Genomic DNA, 14,452 nt, shown 5'->3' with positions numbered 1-14,452 from the left:
GGGATCACCCGAGGCACGCCACTGCCTTGCCGCCCTCGAGGGGCAAGCCGGTTCGGGTTACCGACCGAGCCGGTCCGGGTTCAGAACCAGTCGTTCTGAACCGCCGCGACCACCACGGCGACGACCAGCACACACACCACGATCGCCCACTGGCAGCCCCGGTCGCCGGAGGCGGACGCGTCGTGCGTCCGCTCGGTGAGCCACACGTTCCCCACGACGCGCACCCGCTCCTGCGGTGCGTGGCTGCGCACGGCCGCGAGGGCGGCGTCCAACGCCGCGGTGGGCGGCGGGTGTTCGCGGTCCCGGCCGCGTACGTCCACGAGGAGCCCTGCAGGACCGGCGGGGAGGCGGAGCCAGGCCGCGTCCACGTCCTCGGCGCCGGCCACGAGGGCCGCGAGCTCCACGTCGTCGAGCATGGCGTCCAGGTGCTCGGGGGCCGAGGTGACGTCCCGGTGGACCTCCGTGCCGAGCGGGGGTCCCGCGCCCCGTACGCCGTCCACCTGGGCACGGGTGAGGTGACGGCCGCCCCCGGCCGCGCCCGCGTCGACACAGAGGCCGAATCCGCCGGGGACCGCCGCGATCAATTCACGTGTCGAGTGCGGGTGTTGGGGGGTGGAGTCGCCCGGTACGTCCGCCGCGTCCTGGCTCGGTGTCGTCGAGGCCACGGCGCACGGCTCCGTGCCGTGGTCCGTCCTGCACGGCTCGCCCTCGGGGTCCGTCCAGAGGTGGAGGCCCGCCAGCGGGAACGGGAGCCGTCCGGGCCAGACGCGGTCGTACGGCCCGGGGGCCGCGCCGCCGTCAGGCCCGGAGGTCTGCGCGCACATAGCAGGGCTCCACATCCGTCAGGACCAGGCGGCGGAACTCTTCCGGGAGGTCGTCGAGCGCGATGATCTGCATCGGGTCCGGAAGGCTGGTCTCGGCCGCCGCTTCCATGATCGCGTCATTCACCGCCCGGTCCTGGTCGGCCACCGCGTCGGGCGCGGGCCCGTCGGCGGCGCCCCCGGTGTCGTACACCATCAGGATCTTCTCGCGCGCATCCGCCACCTGGTACCGCGTGCAGTACAGGCGGCGCAGCGCGTGGACGTCCGCGACCCGCGCGAGGACGGCGGGCAGCAGCCGGGCCGGGTTCTCGGCGCTCGCCTTGATCCTGATGAACGCCCCGGCGGGGAACGGGGCCCCCGCCGCGATCACCGCGTCCCGCTCCTCCGCGGCCACGTAGAGCGGCGAGGCCGCCTTCGGGTTGATCAACAGGCCGCAGACCGGGGGGAGTTGAGCGAGGAGTTCCACCACCGGGATCTGGTACAGGTGGTAGTCGTCCGGCAGGACCTCGCGGATCTCGTCGGGCTCCGTGTACGCGACGGCGCACGGCTCCCCGGACACGGCGGTGAACAGCGGCTCCGGGCCACGCTCGGTCTGCTTCACGCCGATCAGGACCGTGCTGTCGGCGAGCCGGTAGATCAGCGGCGTGGCCGTGATGCGGGGGTCGCGGGGGTCACCAGGGCTGTTCACAGGGGGATCTCCTGGTTCCCGGCTCGCCAGCCCTTGGGAGCGGGAGCGACGACGGCCATGAAGCACTTGTCGCCGAGCGACATGCGCGGGAGGGGCAGAGGGCCTTCGGCACCGATGACGTGGAGCGCGAAGTTGGGCGGGAAACGGAACGTCTCCCGCAGCAGCTCCACGTGGAACGGCCGGGCCAACTCGAGCTGCCAGCCGCCGATCTTGGGATCCATCAGGTGCCAGTCCCTGACGACGCTGTTGCCCCAGCTCAGCTCGGCCTCGACGACGGGGGCGAAGTGGGCGTGCGGGTGCTGCCTGGTGCCACTCGCCGCGATGCGCAGCCGCTCGTCGCCCGGCCCTCCCTCGCCCGACCCGCTCCCGCCGTCGCCATCGCCGTCGCCGTCGCCCGTCGCACGCTCCGGTCCGGTCACCGTCCGCTCCCGTTCTCCCGGAAGACCGAGCTGATGTTGTTCACGCCCACCACCGGGTTCTTGATCGCGTTGCCCGCGTCCACGACTCCCGCCGTCTGGCCGTTCGTCAGGATCGGGGAGCCCGGCGTCAGGTCCAGGTTGTGCAGCGGGATGGACTGGCCCGGCGCGCCCGTGTGGACCTTGCCCCACGGTTCGTAGCCGAGCGCGTTGCCGCCGCTGTCGATGACGGTGATGTTGCCCGCCTTGACGTGCTCCATGACGTCCGGGACGTAGTACTGGCGCAGTCCGCCCTCACCGAACTGGGGGTTCGCCGTGGCGTGCGAGGTGGCCGCGCCGACATCGTCGTTGAAACGCAGGGTGACGCCCTCCGGGCGGTAGTGGTGCAGGATGTTGCGGCCCGCGTCGATGTCCGCGGGGCCGACCTGAACCCCCCGGCTGATCGCCGCCGAGTCCCCGCCGAGCGCCGCCATCGTGCCTTCCGGCATGGAGAAGCCGGTCAGGATCGGGTGCAGGGCCTCCATGTCGGTGCCCGCCGAGATGACGGTGTTCGACCAGTTGTCGATGCCGATGTACGCGCCCTGGCCCTGCCACGCGTTGGCGATCCGCCACGCCTCCGGGCTGCTTGCGCCAGTGACGCCCTTCCAGCCGTCCGCCAGGCCGGAGAAGCCGGACTTGAACGAGCCGAAGACCCCGGAGCCCTCGCCGAAGCCCGCCCCGAACCCGGTCAGACCGCCCGGCACGCCGTACCGCAGGTCCGTCGCCATGCCCGTCAGCTTGCCCCAGGCCGTCGTGGGCAGCGCCTTCATCAGGCCGGGCAGCGCGCCCCGGCCCCGCCACAGCGCGAGCGGCGCCTTGCCGAACGCCTTGAGCGCGTCCAGGCCGACCCCGGCCAGATGGCCGCCGACGCCGAGCAGGCCGCTGCCGCCGAGCATGGCCCCCTCGGCCCAGGCGCCCTTGAGCGCCGCGAGCGAGGTGAGCCCCTTCGTCATGGGAATGCAGCTCAGCGCCGCGAGCCCCACATCCCACAACGAGGCTTTCCCCTGGGCGTACTTGGCGAGGGTGTCCGCGAGCACGATCAGCGCCGCCGCGAACACGATCCAGGCGATCGGGCCGCCGACGATCAGCGCGATGATGCCGCCGATGGCGACCACGACCTTGGCGATCGTGACCAGCCCGTCCCACACCTTCCCGGCGACATCCTTCAGCTTGTCCCAGAAGGAGTCCGGCGGAATGCCCGCGTCCGCCGCCTCGCGGATCTTCTTCTCGGCGGTGCCCGCGGCTGTGTCGCGCAGCGTGGCGGCCTGCCCGGCGAGCTTCTTGGCCGCCTCCAACTGCGCCTCGGGACCGGCGAGTTGACTGCTCAGACTGCTGACCCGGTCCTTGGCGGCACCGTGCTTGCGCGTCGCCTCCTTGACCTTGTCCTCGTCCGGCGGCTTCGGCTTGTCGGCGTCCTTGTCGAGGTCGCTGAGGGTGCCGCGCGCCGACGCCAGCTGCGAGCGCAGGCTCTTGACCTGGTCGTACACCTCGCGGCCGTTCGCCAGCGCGCGGTCGGCCTGCGACTGGGCGGTCTCCAGGTCCTTGATGTACGCGTCCAGGGCGTCGGCGGCCTGCCCGTGCGAGTCGCCGACCTTCTTCAGCTGCTTGGGGAAATCCCCGATCGCGTCCTTGAAGACATCTCCGGCGGCGCCGATCCACTCCATCGCGCCCTTGTCCTTGGACAGCGACTTCACGCCGCGCGCGGCGGTGTCGGCGTCGTCGGCGATGGTGCGCACCGTCCGTGCCAGGAGCCGGAGCCGGGCCGGGTCGCCCGGCGCCGGGTCGGCGTCGCGGTCGAGGATGTGCCAGTCGGTGGGCCGCCCGCTCACGCGTCCTCACCTCCCGTTTCCGTCTCCTTACGGATCAGCTTGCCCGCCTCGAAGAGAGCGAAGGTCGACGTGATGGCGTCGAAGACGTCGTGCAGCCCTTGCGCCACCTCGATGGCGGGGCTGCTGCAGGAGACGATCGCCACCCGGTTGACGCCGGGCACGGGCACAAAGGTCTGCATGGTCGCGACGCGGATGGTGGGGCTGCCGGGCCCGCCGTTCGGATCGTGTACGTCCTCGACCCCGTACGAGCGGGCCGCGAGCCCACCCGCCTCGGGCAGGTCGACCGTCGTGACCTCCGTCCACGGGTCGCCCTCCTTCTTCGGCCGCTTCACCGCGAGCGGCGCGAGGAGCGGCGCCACCCGGTCCCCGGCGCCCGAGTCGGCGTCCAGCGGCCCCCGTACGAAGGAGACGGTCACGCTCGCGGGCAGCAGCCCGTCGGCCACGGGCTCGGCCATCACGGCGCAGAAGACGGCGCCGGAGTCCCAGGCGGCCGCGGCCTGCTTGCACAGCAGCTTCACCACGTCGGCGCGGCGCTCACGCAGCTCGGGGGCGTCGGCCATGCGCGCGCGGACCAGGTCGGCGGCGGAGGCGTCGCGGGTGGCGGGGCGCAGGTCGATCTCGTACCAGGCGTCGGGGACGCGGAGGGCGTAGCCGTGCCCGGTGTCGAAGGCGGGACCGCCGCTCATCCCTTCTTCCCCCCGCCCTGCCCCTTGCCGTCACCCTTGCCATCGCCCTTGGTGGCGTCGCGCAGCTGCTTGCCGAGGTCGTCGTCGAGCTTGCGGAACGCCTTCACGGACTCGACAGCCATGGTGGCGAGCGTGCCGCCGGTGTCCTTGACGTGCTTGCGGCCGTCGCGCCAGTGCTTCTCGAAGCCGTGCATGGCGTCCTTGACCCGGTGGTCGCCGTAGTCGGAGTCGTACGAGTCGACCATGTTCCGCGCCCCCTCCAGGCCGTAGAGCATGCGCGCGAGGCGGCCGCCGAACTCTTCGAGCGCGTCGGTGTCCATTCCGAAGTCGGTCACGGGTCCCCCGTCCCTGGTCTGCACAGTGGCCGCAGCGGTGTGGCTGAATCTTTGCTGGCCGAAAACAGACTAGCCCGCCTCACCACGCGACCCCCACCCCCGGAACCACTCCACACGTCATACTCGTCTGGATACTCGTCTCGGCACACGAACGAGCGCAGACCAGGTGACCAGGGGGGACACGTCATGGGTGGCAAGGGAAAGAGCGACCTCGCGCTTCCGCTCAGCGAACTGGAGCACTACGGAGACCGGCTGCGGTCCATCAAGGACCGGATGAACCGGACGAAGAAGACGTTCCAGCAGTACGAGGACGATCTGGGCGACGGCGGCCTGTACGACTCCCTGGAGGACTTCGAGTCCGGCTGGGAGGACGGCCGCGAGGACATCACCCAGCAGCTCGACGCCCTCGCCAGCATGTCCGACGCCGTCGTACGCGAATTCAAGAAGCTCGACGACGACCTGGCCAAGCAGGCCCAGGACGGCGTGAAGGGGGAGGGCAAGGGCGGGAAGGGCGGCAAGGACAAGTAGCCGCCCTGCTCACCCGCTCACGAACTCCCCGAATTCTCCGAGCAGTTCGGGCGGATTGGCCGCCACGGTCGCCTCCGCCTCCCAGCCGGGGCAGTCCATGCCGAAGACGACGACGGGCACGGGCGCCCGAGCACCGCTTCCAGTACACCGTCCGCGCGCAGGTGCTCACGGAAGGGCGACCGGCCCGCAGCCGCCCCGAGGACTCAGCACGCTCAACGTGCGCAGTCATGACACACCCTCCTATACGTGATCGAACCACAGCCGCCCCTCCCCCCTCTCAACTCCCATGCGTAGCATGGCCCGTCCGTGCCCGGCGCACGGCAGCGCACGGTGACGGACTCGGCAGCAGACGGAAGAGGGCGATCAGGAATGGATGAGCTGGCACCGGACGAACCCCGGGACATAGCCGGCTACCCGCTCCTCGCCCGGCTCGGCGAGGGCGGCATGGGCATGGTGTACCTGTCGCACACCCGCGGCGGCCAGCCCGTCGCCCTGAAGGTGGTACGGCGCGAATACGCCCAAGACCCGGAATTCCGCCGCCGCTTCACGCAGGAGGTCGGCGCCGCCCGCCGGGTGCAGGGCGTGTACACCGCGCCCGTGCTCGACAGCTTCACCGAGGGTCCCGAGCCCTGGCTCGCCGTCAGCTATGTGGCGGGACCCTCGATCGCGGCCGCCGTCTCCGAGCACGGGCCGCTGCCCGTACGGACGGTGCTGCAGCTGACGGCGGGCATCGCCGAGGCCCTGCAGACGATCCACGCCGCCGGCGTCATCCACCGCGACCTCAAGCCCTCCAACGTCCTCCTCGCCGGTGACGGCCCGCGCGTCATCGACTTCGGCATCGCGCGCGCCGCCGACTCCACGGCCCTCACCGGCAGCGACGTCCGGCTCGGCACCCCCGCCTACATGGCCCCCGAGCAGGCCCTGGGCGGCGACGTCAGCCCGGCGCTCGACATCTTCGCGCTCGGCCTCGTCGCCTACTTCGCCGCGACCCGCAGCCACCCCTTCGGAGACGGCAACTCACACGCGCTGCTGTACCGGATCGTCTCGTCCGAGCCCGAACTCGCCGCCTGCCCCGCCGAGTTGCGCGAACTCGTCGGCGCCTGCCTGGCGAAGGACCCGGCCGCGCGGCCCACCCCCACGCAGCTCATCGACATGTGCAACGCCCTCGCCGGTACGGGGGGTGTGGTGCGCCACGAGGGGTGGTGGCTGCCGCCGGCCGTCGCCCAGGACGTGGCCGCGCGCGAGCAGACCGTGCGGCTGCGGATGGGCGGGCAGGGGTCGGGGCAGGGTCCCGCGGTGCCGCCCATGCCCGCGCAGGGGCCCGTGCCCACGCGGCCCGGGCTCGGCCCGCACACCGCGTTCGCGGCGGGGGCGCCGACGCGGCCGGAGCACACTCCGGGGCAGGTGTTTGCGGCGGGGGCGCCTACCGCCCCCGCACAGGACCCTTTCGTCGGGCACGCCGCCGCCCCGGCCGCAGGGCGCACCCGTCGCCGCACACCGTTGGTCGCCGTGCTGGCCGTGGCGGGAGTGCTCGCCGTCGGGGGCGGGGGGTTCGCCGCGTACAAGCTGCTCGGTGACGACGGTGACAAGGGTGCCCAGGGCAGCACGTCCGGTACGGGGAGCGAGGCTTCGGGGAATTCCGGGGAGAAGGAGCCGGGGGGTGGTGGGGCGTCCGGCGGGAGCGGGGCCGACGCCAACGCGCCCAAGACGGAGGCTGGTTGGCAGGTCAGCGCGGAGAAGACGGTCGCGTTCCGGGCGCCGAAGTACACGCGCGGTTCGAAGGAGGCGGGTGGTGGGTCCCTCTGCGAGCCGTCCGACGTCACCCTGCTCGACATCGACGAGCTCAGCGTCGAGACCAACCAGAACTACCTGCCGAGCGTCTCCCCCTACCTGACCTACATCGACTGCGCGAGCCCCATCTCGACCAACGGCATCCGCCTCGCCGACAAGGACGGTGCCTTCGGCACCATCGACAAGAGCCGCCCGACCCCGAGCGAGTGCAGTGACGCCGCACACCAGGCAGACCTGCCCAACCCCATCCCCCCGGGCAAGATCCGCAACGATTCCGTCCTCAAGCTGAACTCGGGCATCTGCGTCGAGTCCGGCAAGGGGGCTGTCACCCACCTCTTGATCACAAGGGTCAACAAGGAACCGGAGAACGACAATCTCCGCACCTACGTCTTCAAAGCCACGCAGTGGAAGCCGGAGAGTTAGCCCCTGAGGCCCACAAGGGCCCTCAGCCCGTCTCGTTCTCCGCCACCGCACGCCCGTGCACCGTCACGGAGCCGCCGTAGAACATCCCCGTGAAGATCGGGTCGTACGTCATCTGGACCTCGACCTCGACCTGCTGGGCGTTGGCCGCCACGCAGTGGGTCGCGGCAACGTCCGCGCCGGTCATGCCGAGTTCGCGGGCGAACGCCTTGGCACGGGCCTCGCAGTTCTCGTACTTGATGGGGGCGCCTTCGCTGCCCTCGTAGATGGCCTCGCGGTCGATGTCCTGGGCGGCGTAGCGCGCGGCTTGCTCCGCTATGTCCGCGGCGCGTTCGCGCTTGGAGATGGACAGGCCGCCGTCGATCACGAATGCGGCCAGCGCGAGGAAGAGGATCGCAAAGATGAGGACGGCCGCGGCACCGGAGCCCCGGTCGTCGAGCCGGTCACGCCGTACCTGTGCCCATCCCCGTACGGACTCCCGTACGCCCTGAAGTCCCCTCATGTCGACCTCCGCAGCGGGTCGATCGGTGAGCTGAACTTGGCGTCCATGGTGGTACGGATGTTCAGGCCCAGCATGCCGAGGCCGCGCACCTCGCAACTCACCTCCACGGTGAAGAACTTGGCGGTGGCATAGGGACCGCTGGTCTGGTTGACCGAGACCGGGCCGATGCAGACGTCCGCCAGGTCGGCGGCAGCCGCCTTCTTTGCCTCGGCGAGGGCCGTACCGCCGTCCTTCTGGATCGAACCCGCGCGCGCAGCATCCCGCGCGGCGCCGTCGAGCGCCCCACGGCCGTCCACGAGCTGGCCGAAGGCCACCAGGACCAGGATGAAGAGGATCATCACGGGCGCGAGGATGACGACCTCGACGGTCGAGATGCCACGGTCCGCGCCCTGCTCCGCTCCCCGTATGCCCGGCACGGGCACCATCTAGTTCTCCCCGTCCTTCACGAACCGCTCCACCGGCCCGGACGACTCCGCATGCACCTTGAAGTCGAGGCCCGGGAAGACCGAAGGCACCTTCGCGGAGATCTCGACGCCGACCGTGTTCTGCTCCGGCTGGAGCATCTTCACGTCGGGGCCGACCACCAGGCTCGGGCCGAGCTGCTGGATGTAGTCGTCGACGACATCCCGCGCCTTGCCCTGCCAGGCTCCGGGCTCCTTGTCGGCGGTCGCGCGCGCCTTGCGCGCCCCCGCCTGGGCTGCCGCCTGGGCGACGTGATCCGCGAAGAAGTACAGCGCGAACTGCACCGTCGCGAAGATCATGAAGAAGAGCACGGGGGTGAGCAGCACGAACTCGATCGCGGTCATGCCGGACTCGCCGCGAGTGGAGGCGGCCTCCACTCTGCGGCGCACAAGTCCCCGGACCCGTTTCACCATGACGCCCTTCGGCTCTTCGCCCGCTACTTCTTGCAGGTGCCGTCGGCGGTCGCGCCGTTGATGCAGTCCTCGACGTTCTCGGCGCCCGTCTTCAGCGCCCGGTTGATGACAACGGCGACCACACCCACGATGGCCACGACGACCGCCGAGATGATGACCCACTCCACCGCGGACGCACCCCGGTCGAGCTCGCCCGAGCGGACACGCTGCACGCGCCCCTGGAAGAAGGTCACGAGGAAGTCGACAGCCGGGATTCCGGTGTTGGAGTTCCGTTCGGTCATGGTGAGTTGTCCTCTCGAGAAATTAGTGGGGGGAGTAGTCACTCCACGGTAGTCAGGCACCTTGGAACACGCGCATCGCAGCCGGGAAGATGAGGAACACCAAGAACCCCGCACACAGCAGGAGTTGGGCCACCAGCATCGACTGGGACTTCTCCCCCGCGCTGCCCTCGATGTCGGCGAGCTCTCGGTGGCGCATCGTCTCGGCGCGGGAGGCCAGCGAATCGCGGACCTTCGCGCCGTCGTCGGCGACCAGGGCGAGGGACGACGAGAGCTCCTTGAGTTCCTCGATGCCCAGTTCGTCGCCCAGCTCGCCGAGAGCCTGCCACTGGCTGACACCGGTGATGCGGGCGTCGGCCAGGGCCGTGCGGATGCGCTGCGTCGCCCAGCCGTCGGAGACCTCCGCCGCCGCCATCAGGGCCTCGGGCAGACCGCGCCCTCCGGCGAGGCTCATCGACACCAGGTCGAGGTAGGCGGCCACGACGCGGCGCAGGTCGCGCCGCTTGTCCGCGGCGTCACGCCGTACTTCGAGGTCGGGCAGGAAGAAGAACACCACGCCGAACATCAACGCGAGCCACACCGGGATGATGGGGCTGCTGCCGAGGCCGAGCGTCCAGACGACGGCGAACAGGAACGGCCCGAAGAACACACCCGTGGCCGCCAGCAGCACCTTCGTCGCCAGGAACTTCTCCCAGCTCCGGTCGATGACCGCCAGGTCCGACCGCAGCGACCGCATTTCCCAGCCCTGCTGGATGTAGAACTCGGCGACGCGCTGCCCCACCCGCGTGCGCACACCACCGAGACGCCCGCTGTCCTCGTCCGTGGCGCGGTGCTTCGTCTCGTACGCAGTCCCCCGCGCCCGCATCGCATCGATGCGCGCCACCGTGGCGACCGCGCTGCGCTTGCCCGGCATCAGGGCCCGTACGAGGGCGAAGATGCCCAGGCCGAGAATGGCGCCGACGAGTATCGGCATGGTCAGACTCATCGACGTACTCCCTCCGACTGACCCGGCTGACCCGGCTGACCCGGCTGGCCCGCCGGATAGGGCGAGTTGGCATGCGGCGGCAAGGTCTGCGCCTGACCGCCCGCCTGCGGCAGCTGCTCGCCGCCCGGCCCCTGCCCAGGCCCCCGCGGCCGCACGAACTGCACCCCCGGCTCGTCCTTGACCAGGAAGCGGTCCGGCGTCTCGACCGTCGACAGCTTGCGCAGCCACCAGAAGCCGAGCGCGAACAGGCCGCAGACACAGGCGAGGACCACCTGGCCGAGGGCCGTGCCGTACGGCGAGACGAAGTCACGGTTGAAGATCGCGAGGCCGAGCACGAACGCGACCGAGACGGCCACGACGATCTGCACGGAGCGGCGGGTCGAGGCGCGCTGCGCCATCACGCGCTGGCGCATGTCGACCTCTTCGCGCGCCGACTTGGCGAGCGCGCCGAGGACCTGGCGCAGACCGGGGCCGCGCAGCTTCGCGTTGAGGATGAGGGCCGCCACGATGATGTCGGCGGAGGCGTCGTCGATCTCGTCGGCGAGGACCTGCAGCGCCTCGGGGAGTGGCGTGCGGGCTCGCAACCGGTCGACCAGGGCGTCGAGATGGGGCCGGAGGACGGGTGCGGCCGCGCGCGCCGAGGCGGGGATGGCCTGCTCCAGGCCGACCGCGCCCGCGATGGTGTCGCGCAGCGACTCCGTCCAGGCCGCCAGGGCCTCGACGCGCTTCATCTGGGCCCGCTCCTCCTTGGCACCGCCGAAGAGCTTGTCCCAGAAGAAGACGAGTATCCCGGCCGCGATGCCCGCCACCGCCCAGCGCGTGAGCAGCAGCACGACCAGGCCGATGCCGACGGCGAGCGAGCCGCGCCGGCCCGCGAACCGGAGCAGTTCGTCGGCCCGCTCGCCGGCCCGCTGCTTCTCGTGCTCGGGCTTCGCGGGCAGGCCGCGCAGCGCCACCGCGAAGAGCGCGATGCCGCCGCCGACGGCGACGCCGCACGCGAGCGCGTACAGGACGGGCAGGGAGAACAACCCGTCCATGGAGCCGAGTGAGTTCATGTCGTGCTCACCCCCACTGCCCGGCAGGGCGGTAGCCGAAGGCCGCGAGATCGTCGAGGCAGGCGATGGGCGCGTGCGAGACGACGCGTCCGTCCGGTGCCTCGGCGAAGACCTCGCTGGACAGCACCCGGCCGTCGACGCCGTTGACCTCGCGCACCGAGGTCACCATGCGCTGGAGCCGCCCGCCGGTCTGGTAGTTGTTGCGCCGCTGGATGAAGACGACGAAGTTCACGGCGCCGGCCACCAGCATCTGGCTGGCCTCGATCGGGAGGCGCTCGCTGGCCTGCAGCGCGTACGTGGAAATACGGTTGAAGACCTCGCTGGAGCTGTTGGCGTGGATCGTCGAGAGCGAGCCGTCGTTGCCCTGCGACATCGCGTTGAGCATGGTGACGATCTCGTCGCCGAGCACCTCACCGACGATGACCCGCGAGGGGTTCATACGCAGCGAACGGCGCACCAGCTCGGCCATCGAAATCATGCCCTGGCCCTCGGAGTTGGGCAGGCGCTCCTCGAAGGCCACGACGTTCGGGTGCAGATCGGCGAAGGTGTCGAGGCCGAGCTCCAGGGCCCGCTCCACCGTGATCAGACGCTCGTGCGGCGGGATCTCGTTGGCGAGGGCGCGCAGCAGCGTGGTCTTACCGGCGTTGGTGGCTCCCGCGATCATGATGTTCTTGCGCGCCCGGACCGCACACGCGAGAAAGTGCGCGACTTCCGGGGTCAGCGTCCCGTTCCCCACCAGGTCGGACATGAAGACCTTGCCCATGCGCGCACGCCGGATGGAGAGCGCGGGCCGCCGCGTCACGTCCATGACGGCCGACAGTCGCGAGCCGTCCGGGAGACGCAGGTCGAGCTGGGGGTTGGCGGAGTCGAAGGGGCGCGACGAGAGACCCGAGTAGGCGCCGAGCACCTGGATGAGCTCGATCATCTCCTCGTCGGACTCGGCGACGGGGTCGGCCTTGACCTCGCGCCCGTCGGCGTATCCGACGAACACCTGGTCGTAGCCGTTGATGTCGATGTTCTCGACTTCGGGGTCGTCGAGCAGCGGCTGCAGCCGCCCCACGCCGAAGAGCGCCGCGTGCACGGCTGACGCGTACTGCTCCTCGGTCTCGGCGTCGAGCGGGGTGCGCCCGGCGCTGATCTCTATCCGGGCGTACTCCTCCAATATCTGGGCGATGACGGCGCGCGCGTACTGCCGCTCGTCCTCGCCGGACATGGGAGTGACACCCGACACCTGGTCGAGTCTGCGCTGCTCGGCGATGCGGTCACCGGCGTCCTGCCGGAACCGCTTGACGAGCTGGTGGTCGACGGTGGTCATCGGCCCGCACCCGCCGCCGGGTTCGGGTTCGGGTTCGCCGTGGGGTTGGCCCAGGCGGCGCCGTACTGCTGGTAGAGATCGACGGTGACTTTACGGGCGGACCGGATGAGCATCGACTTGTCGAGCCGCCCGCGCCTGCGCCCGGCCAGCTGCTCGGCGCCCGCGAGGTCGTCGGCGAGGGTGCCGACCACCCGGGCCCCGGTCTGCGCGGCCACCAGCATGTCGTTGACCTGGTGGACGAGCTTGGCGGAGGTGCCGGGGTCGGCGATGAGCAGCACGCCGATGAGCGGCATGGCGAGGGAGGCGGCGCCCCTGGGTCCACCGTGCAGCTTCGTGGACAGGGCGGCAGCCCGGTCCCGCACCCGCGCGATGGCTTCGGGCTCGGTCCGCGACACGAGCAGCACGAGCGAGGCGTGCGGGAACAGCTCGACGGCGGGGGTGTCCCCGCTGATCCGCCCGCAGTCGGCGATCACGTCGGCCGGCGCGTTCGGCGACTCCCCGAGCTGCGCGAAGGCGTGCCCGAGCGTCGGCCAGAGCCCCACGAGCCCGGCGGCCTGCTCGGCCACTCCGAGCCCCACGAGCACTTCGAGTCCACCGCTCAACGGCTGTGTGTGGTCCCAGAGTTGATCCGGTACGAGTCCCCGGCGCGCGGTGGCGGCGATGCTGAGCATCCCCGTGTTCGGGTTGAGCGGACCCCCGTGCGCGGCGGCGCTCCGGTACACCAGGTCGCCGCCCGCGGGGTCGGTCTCCGCGACCAGGACGCGACGCGGCCAGACGGCGGCGAGCGCCACGGCGGCGGTGGTGACCCCCGGGGACCCCTTGTCGGCGGCGAGAGCGATAAGCGCCATATCCGTGCCTCTGTCCCTGTCCCTGTCTCTGTATCTTCTCGGCTGCCTGCGGCGACTTCTCGGTGTGCCGCTAGTTGCCGGCGGGAGTGACGAAGACGAGGGAGACCTCGTTGGCTGCGGCGGCCTGGGTCAGCGCCCCGGCGTCCGCCTCGTCGACGAGCAGCGTGACGCTGAGGTTGCCGCTGCTGACGGTCGAATCGCTGTTGCCGCCAACGGTGTTGACGCGGGCCTTGGCCACGATGGGCTCACCGGCGGCAGCGGACCCACCGCTGGTCCCGCCCTTGCCGCCGGAGTTGCCGGAGTTGTTGGCCCCGACGTGGTAGGCGGCGACGGTGTCACCGACCTTCAGACCGGCCGGGAACTGCCCCTCCTTCAGGGACAGCCCGACCGCGGCCTTGCCCGCCGGAAGGCTGCCCTTGTCGGAGAACATCTCACCGACGGCGACGGAGCCCTTCGGGATGGTGTTGGTCGCCTTCAGCTTCGCGAGCGCACCGACCTGCGACCACTTCACGTAATTGATGCCGGAGTCCTCGGCGACCATGACCGAGGTCACGTTCACGCCCTTCTCGACGGACTCCCCGGCCGGGATCTCCTTGGTGACCTTGACGACCTCGATACGGTCACCGGCCCGCAGCACGAGCATGGTGGCGCCGAGTGCGCCGATCAGAATCAGCAGAACGGCCAGCGCGGCGAGCGCGGGTTTGCGCTCGCGAGGCGGCGCGGGAAGGCGCTCACCGACGGCACCCTGAGCCGGTGCGGCGGAGCGTCCACTGCCCGCCCCCGTACGCTCTTGGATCTTCACGCAACTGCTCCCCGCACGCCCAAGAAAATTCGGTCATTTGAGACACGTTCGCGTGCTGTGCGCACGCTCTGGGGCGGGCGTCGAATCGCCCCTCAGCCCCCAGTCACCGTGTCAAGTCATCGCACCGTATCAGCAGCACATAAGCCCCTCAAGGCGCGTTCCGGATCGCGAACCGCACCGTGACCTGGCACCTCTGGAGCCGCCCACCATCGTTATTCACGCGCAATCCCCACTCAATG

17 protein-coding genes are annotated in these 14,452 nt (G+C 70.9%); 2 read left to right on the top strand and 15 right to left on the bottom strand.

Translation table 11 applies throughout. From position 1 onward, the window contains the following. Positions 1 to 80: 80 nt before the first annotated feature. The 6 genes from ACFWYM_RS04150 to ACFWYM_RS04125 are packed head-to-tail and all read right to left on the bottom strand — an operon-like array spanning position 81 to position 4,814. A complete protein-coding gene (locus tag ACFWYM_RS04150; protein ID WP_384829670.1) occupies positions 81 to 824 on the bottom strand; it encodes a hypothetical protein in 744 nt (247 codons plus the stop codon). Next, a complete protein-coding gene (locus tag ACFWYM_RS04145) occupies positions 799 to 1,509 on the bottom strand; it encodes an enhanced serine sensitivity protein SseB C-terminal domain-containing protein (protein WP_384829669.1) in 711 nt (236 codons plus the stop codon). Before ACFWYM_RS04145 ends, ACFWYM_RS04150 begins: the two co-directional genes overlap by 26 nt. Continuing rightward, a complete protein-coding gene (locus tag ACFWYM_RS04140; RefSeq protein WP_384829667.1) occupies positions 1,506 to 1,928 on the bottom strand; it encodes a hypothetical protein in 423 nt (140 codons plus the stop codon). Before ACFWYM_RS04140 ends, ACFWYM_RS04145 begins: the two co-directional genes overlap by 4 nt. Beyond that, positions 1,925 to 3,793 (bottom strand): putative T7SS-secreted protein, encoded by a 1,869-nt coding sequence (locus ACFWYM_RS04135; RefSeq protein ID WP_384829665.1) that lies wholly within the window; start codon positions 3,791 to 3,793, stop codon positions 1,925 to 1,927. The genes ACFWYM_RS04140 and ACFWYM_RS04135 overlap by 4 nt, the downstream gene beginning before the upstream one ends. Continuing rightward, on the bottom strand, positions 3,790 to 4,479 hold the full coding sequence (locus tag ACFWYM_RS04130) for a hypothetical protein (RefSeq protein WP_384829663.1): 690 nt from the start codon (positions 4,477 to 4,479) through the stop codon (positions 3,790 to 3,792). The genes ACFWYM_RS04135 and ACFWYM_RS04130 overlap by 4 nt, the downstream gene beginning before the upstream one ends. Next, positions 4,476 to 4,814, bottom strand: coding sequence for a hypothetical protein (locus tag ACFWYM_RS04125; RefSeq protein WP_384829661.1), 339 nt, complete (start codon positions 4,812 to 4,814; stop codon positions 4,476 to 4,478). Before ACFWYM_RS04125 ends, ACFWYM_RS04130 begins: the two co-directional genes overlap by 4 nt. A gap of 186 nt (positions 4,815 to 5,000) precedes the next feature. Here ACFWYM_RS04125 and ACFWYM_RS04120 point away from each other — a divergent pair, with 186 nt between their 5' ends. Continuing rightward, on the top strand, positions 5,001 to 5,342 hold the full coding sequence (locus tag ACFWYM_RS04120; RefSeq protein WP_384829659.1) for a hypothetical protein: 342 nt from the start codon (positions 5,001 to 5,003) through the stop codon (positions 5,340 to 5,342). A 369-nt stretch (positions 5,343 to 5,711) separates the two neighbouring features. Beyond that, positions 5,712 to 7,556 (top strand): serine/threonine-protein kinase, encoded by a 1,845-nt coding sequence (locus ACFWYM_RS04115; RefSeq protein ID WP_384829657.1) that lies wholly within the window; start codon positions 5,712 to 5,714, stop codon positions 7,554 to 7,556. A 22-nt stretch (positions 7,557 to 7,578) separates the two neighbouring features. Here ACFWYM_RS04115 and ACFWYM_RS04110 read toward each other — a convergent pair whose 3' ends face one another. The 9 genes from ACFWYM_RS04110 to ACFWYM_RS04070 form a co-directional block, all read right to left on the bottom strand. Further along, complete coding sequence (locus tag ACFWYM_RS04110; protein ID WP_384829655.1) at positions 7,579 to 8,055, bottom strand: TadE/TadG family type IV pilus assembly protein; 477 nt, start codon at positions 8,053 to 8,055, stop codon at positions 7,579 to 7,581. After that, on the bottom strand, positions 8,052 to 8,480 hold the full coding sequence (locus ACFWYM_RS04105; protein ID WP_384829654.1) for a TadE/TadG family type IV pilus assembly protein: 429 nt from the start codon (positions 8,478 to 8,480) through the stop codon (positions 8,052 to 8,054). Before ACFWYM_RS04105 ends, ACFWYM_RS04110 begins: the two co-directional genes overlap by 4 nt. Next, complete coding sequence (locus tag ACFWYM_RS04100) at positions 8,481 to 8,930, bottom strand: TadE family protein (RefSeq protein ID WP_384829653.1); 450 nt, start codon at positions 8,928 to 8,930, stop codon at positions 8,481 to 8,483. Positions 8,931 to 8,953: 23 nt separating this feature from the next. Then, entirely contained in the window at positions 8,954 to 9,211 is a 258-nt protein-coding gene (locus ACFWYM_RS04095) for a hypothetical protein (RefSeq protein ID WP_384829651.1), read from the bottom strand. Positions 9,212 to 9,263: 52 nt separating this feature from the next. After that, positions 9,264 to 10,193 carry a type II secretion system F family protein gene (locus tag ACFWYM_RS04090; RefSeq protein WP_384829649.1) on the bottom strand — a complete coding sequence of 310 codons (930 nt, stop codon included), beginning with the start codon at positions 10,191 to 10,193 and terminating at the stop codon, positions 9,264 to 9,266. Further along, complete coding sequence (locus tag ACFWYM_RS04085; protein WP_384829647.1) at positions 10,190 to 11,248, bottom strand: type II secretion system F family protein; 1,059 nt, start codon at positions 11,246 to 11,248, stop codon at positions 10,190 to 10,192. The genes ACFWYM_RS04090 and ACFWYM_RS04085 overlap by 4 nt, the downstream gene beginning before the upstream one ends. Before the next feature lie 7 nt (positions 11,249 to 11,255). Then, entirely contained in the window at positions 11,256 to 12,563 is a 1,308-nt protein-coding gene (locus ACFWYM_RS04080; RefSeq protein ID WP_384829645.1) for a CpaF family protein, read from the bottom strand. After that, positions 12,560 to 13,411 carry a hypothetical protein gene (locus ACFWYM_RS04075; protein WP_384829644.1) on the bottom strand — a complete coding sequence of 284 codons (852 nt, stop codon included), beginning with the start codon at positions 13,409 to 13,411 and terminating at the stop codon, positions 12,560 to 12,562. Before ACFWYM_RS04075 ends, ACFWYM_RS04080 begins: the two co-directional genes overlap by 4 nt. A gap of 70 nt (positions 13,412 to 13,481) precedes the next feature. Continuing rightward, positions 13,482 to 14,213, bottom strand: a complete 732-nt coding sequence (locus ACFWYM_RS04070; protein WP_384829642.1) for a hypothetical protein — start codon at positions 14,211 to 14,213, stop codon at positions 13,482 to 13,484. Between the last annotated feature and the right edge of the window lie 239 nt (positions 14,214 to 14,452).

This window comes from Streptomyces sp. NPDC059009 (assembly GCF_042740175.1).
GTDB lineage: Bacteria > Actinomycetota > Actinomycetes > Streptomycetales > Streptomycetaceae > Streptomyces.
Note: the sequence above shows the minus strand (reverse complement) of the source record. Positions and strands in the feature narration are given on the sequence as shown.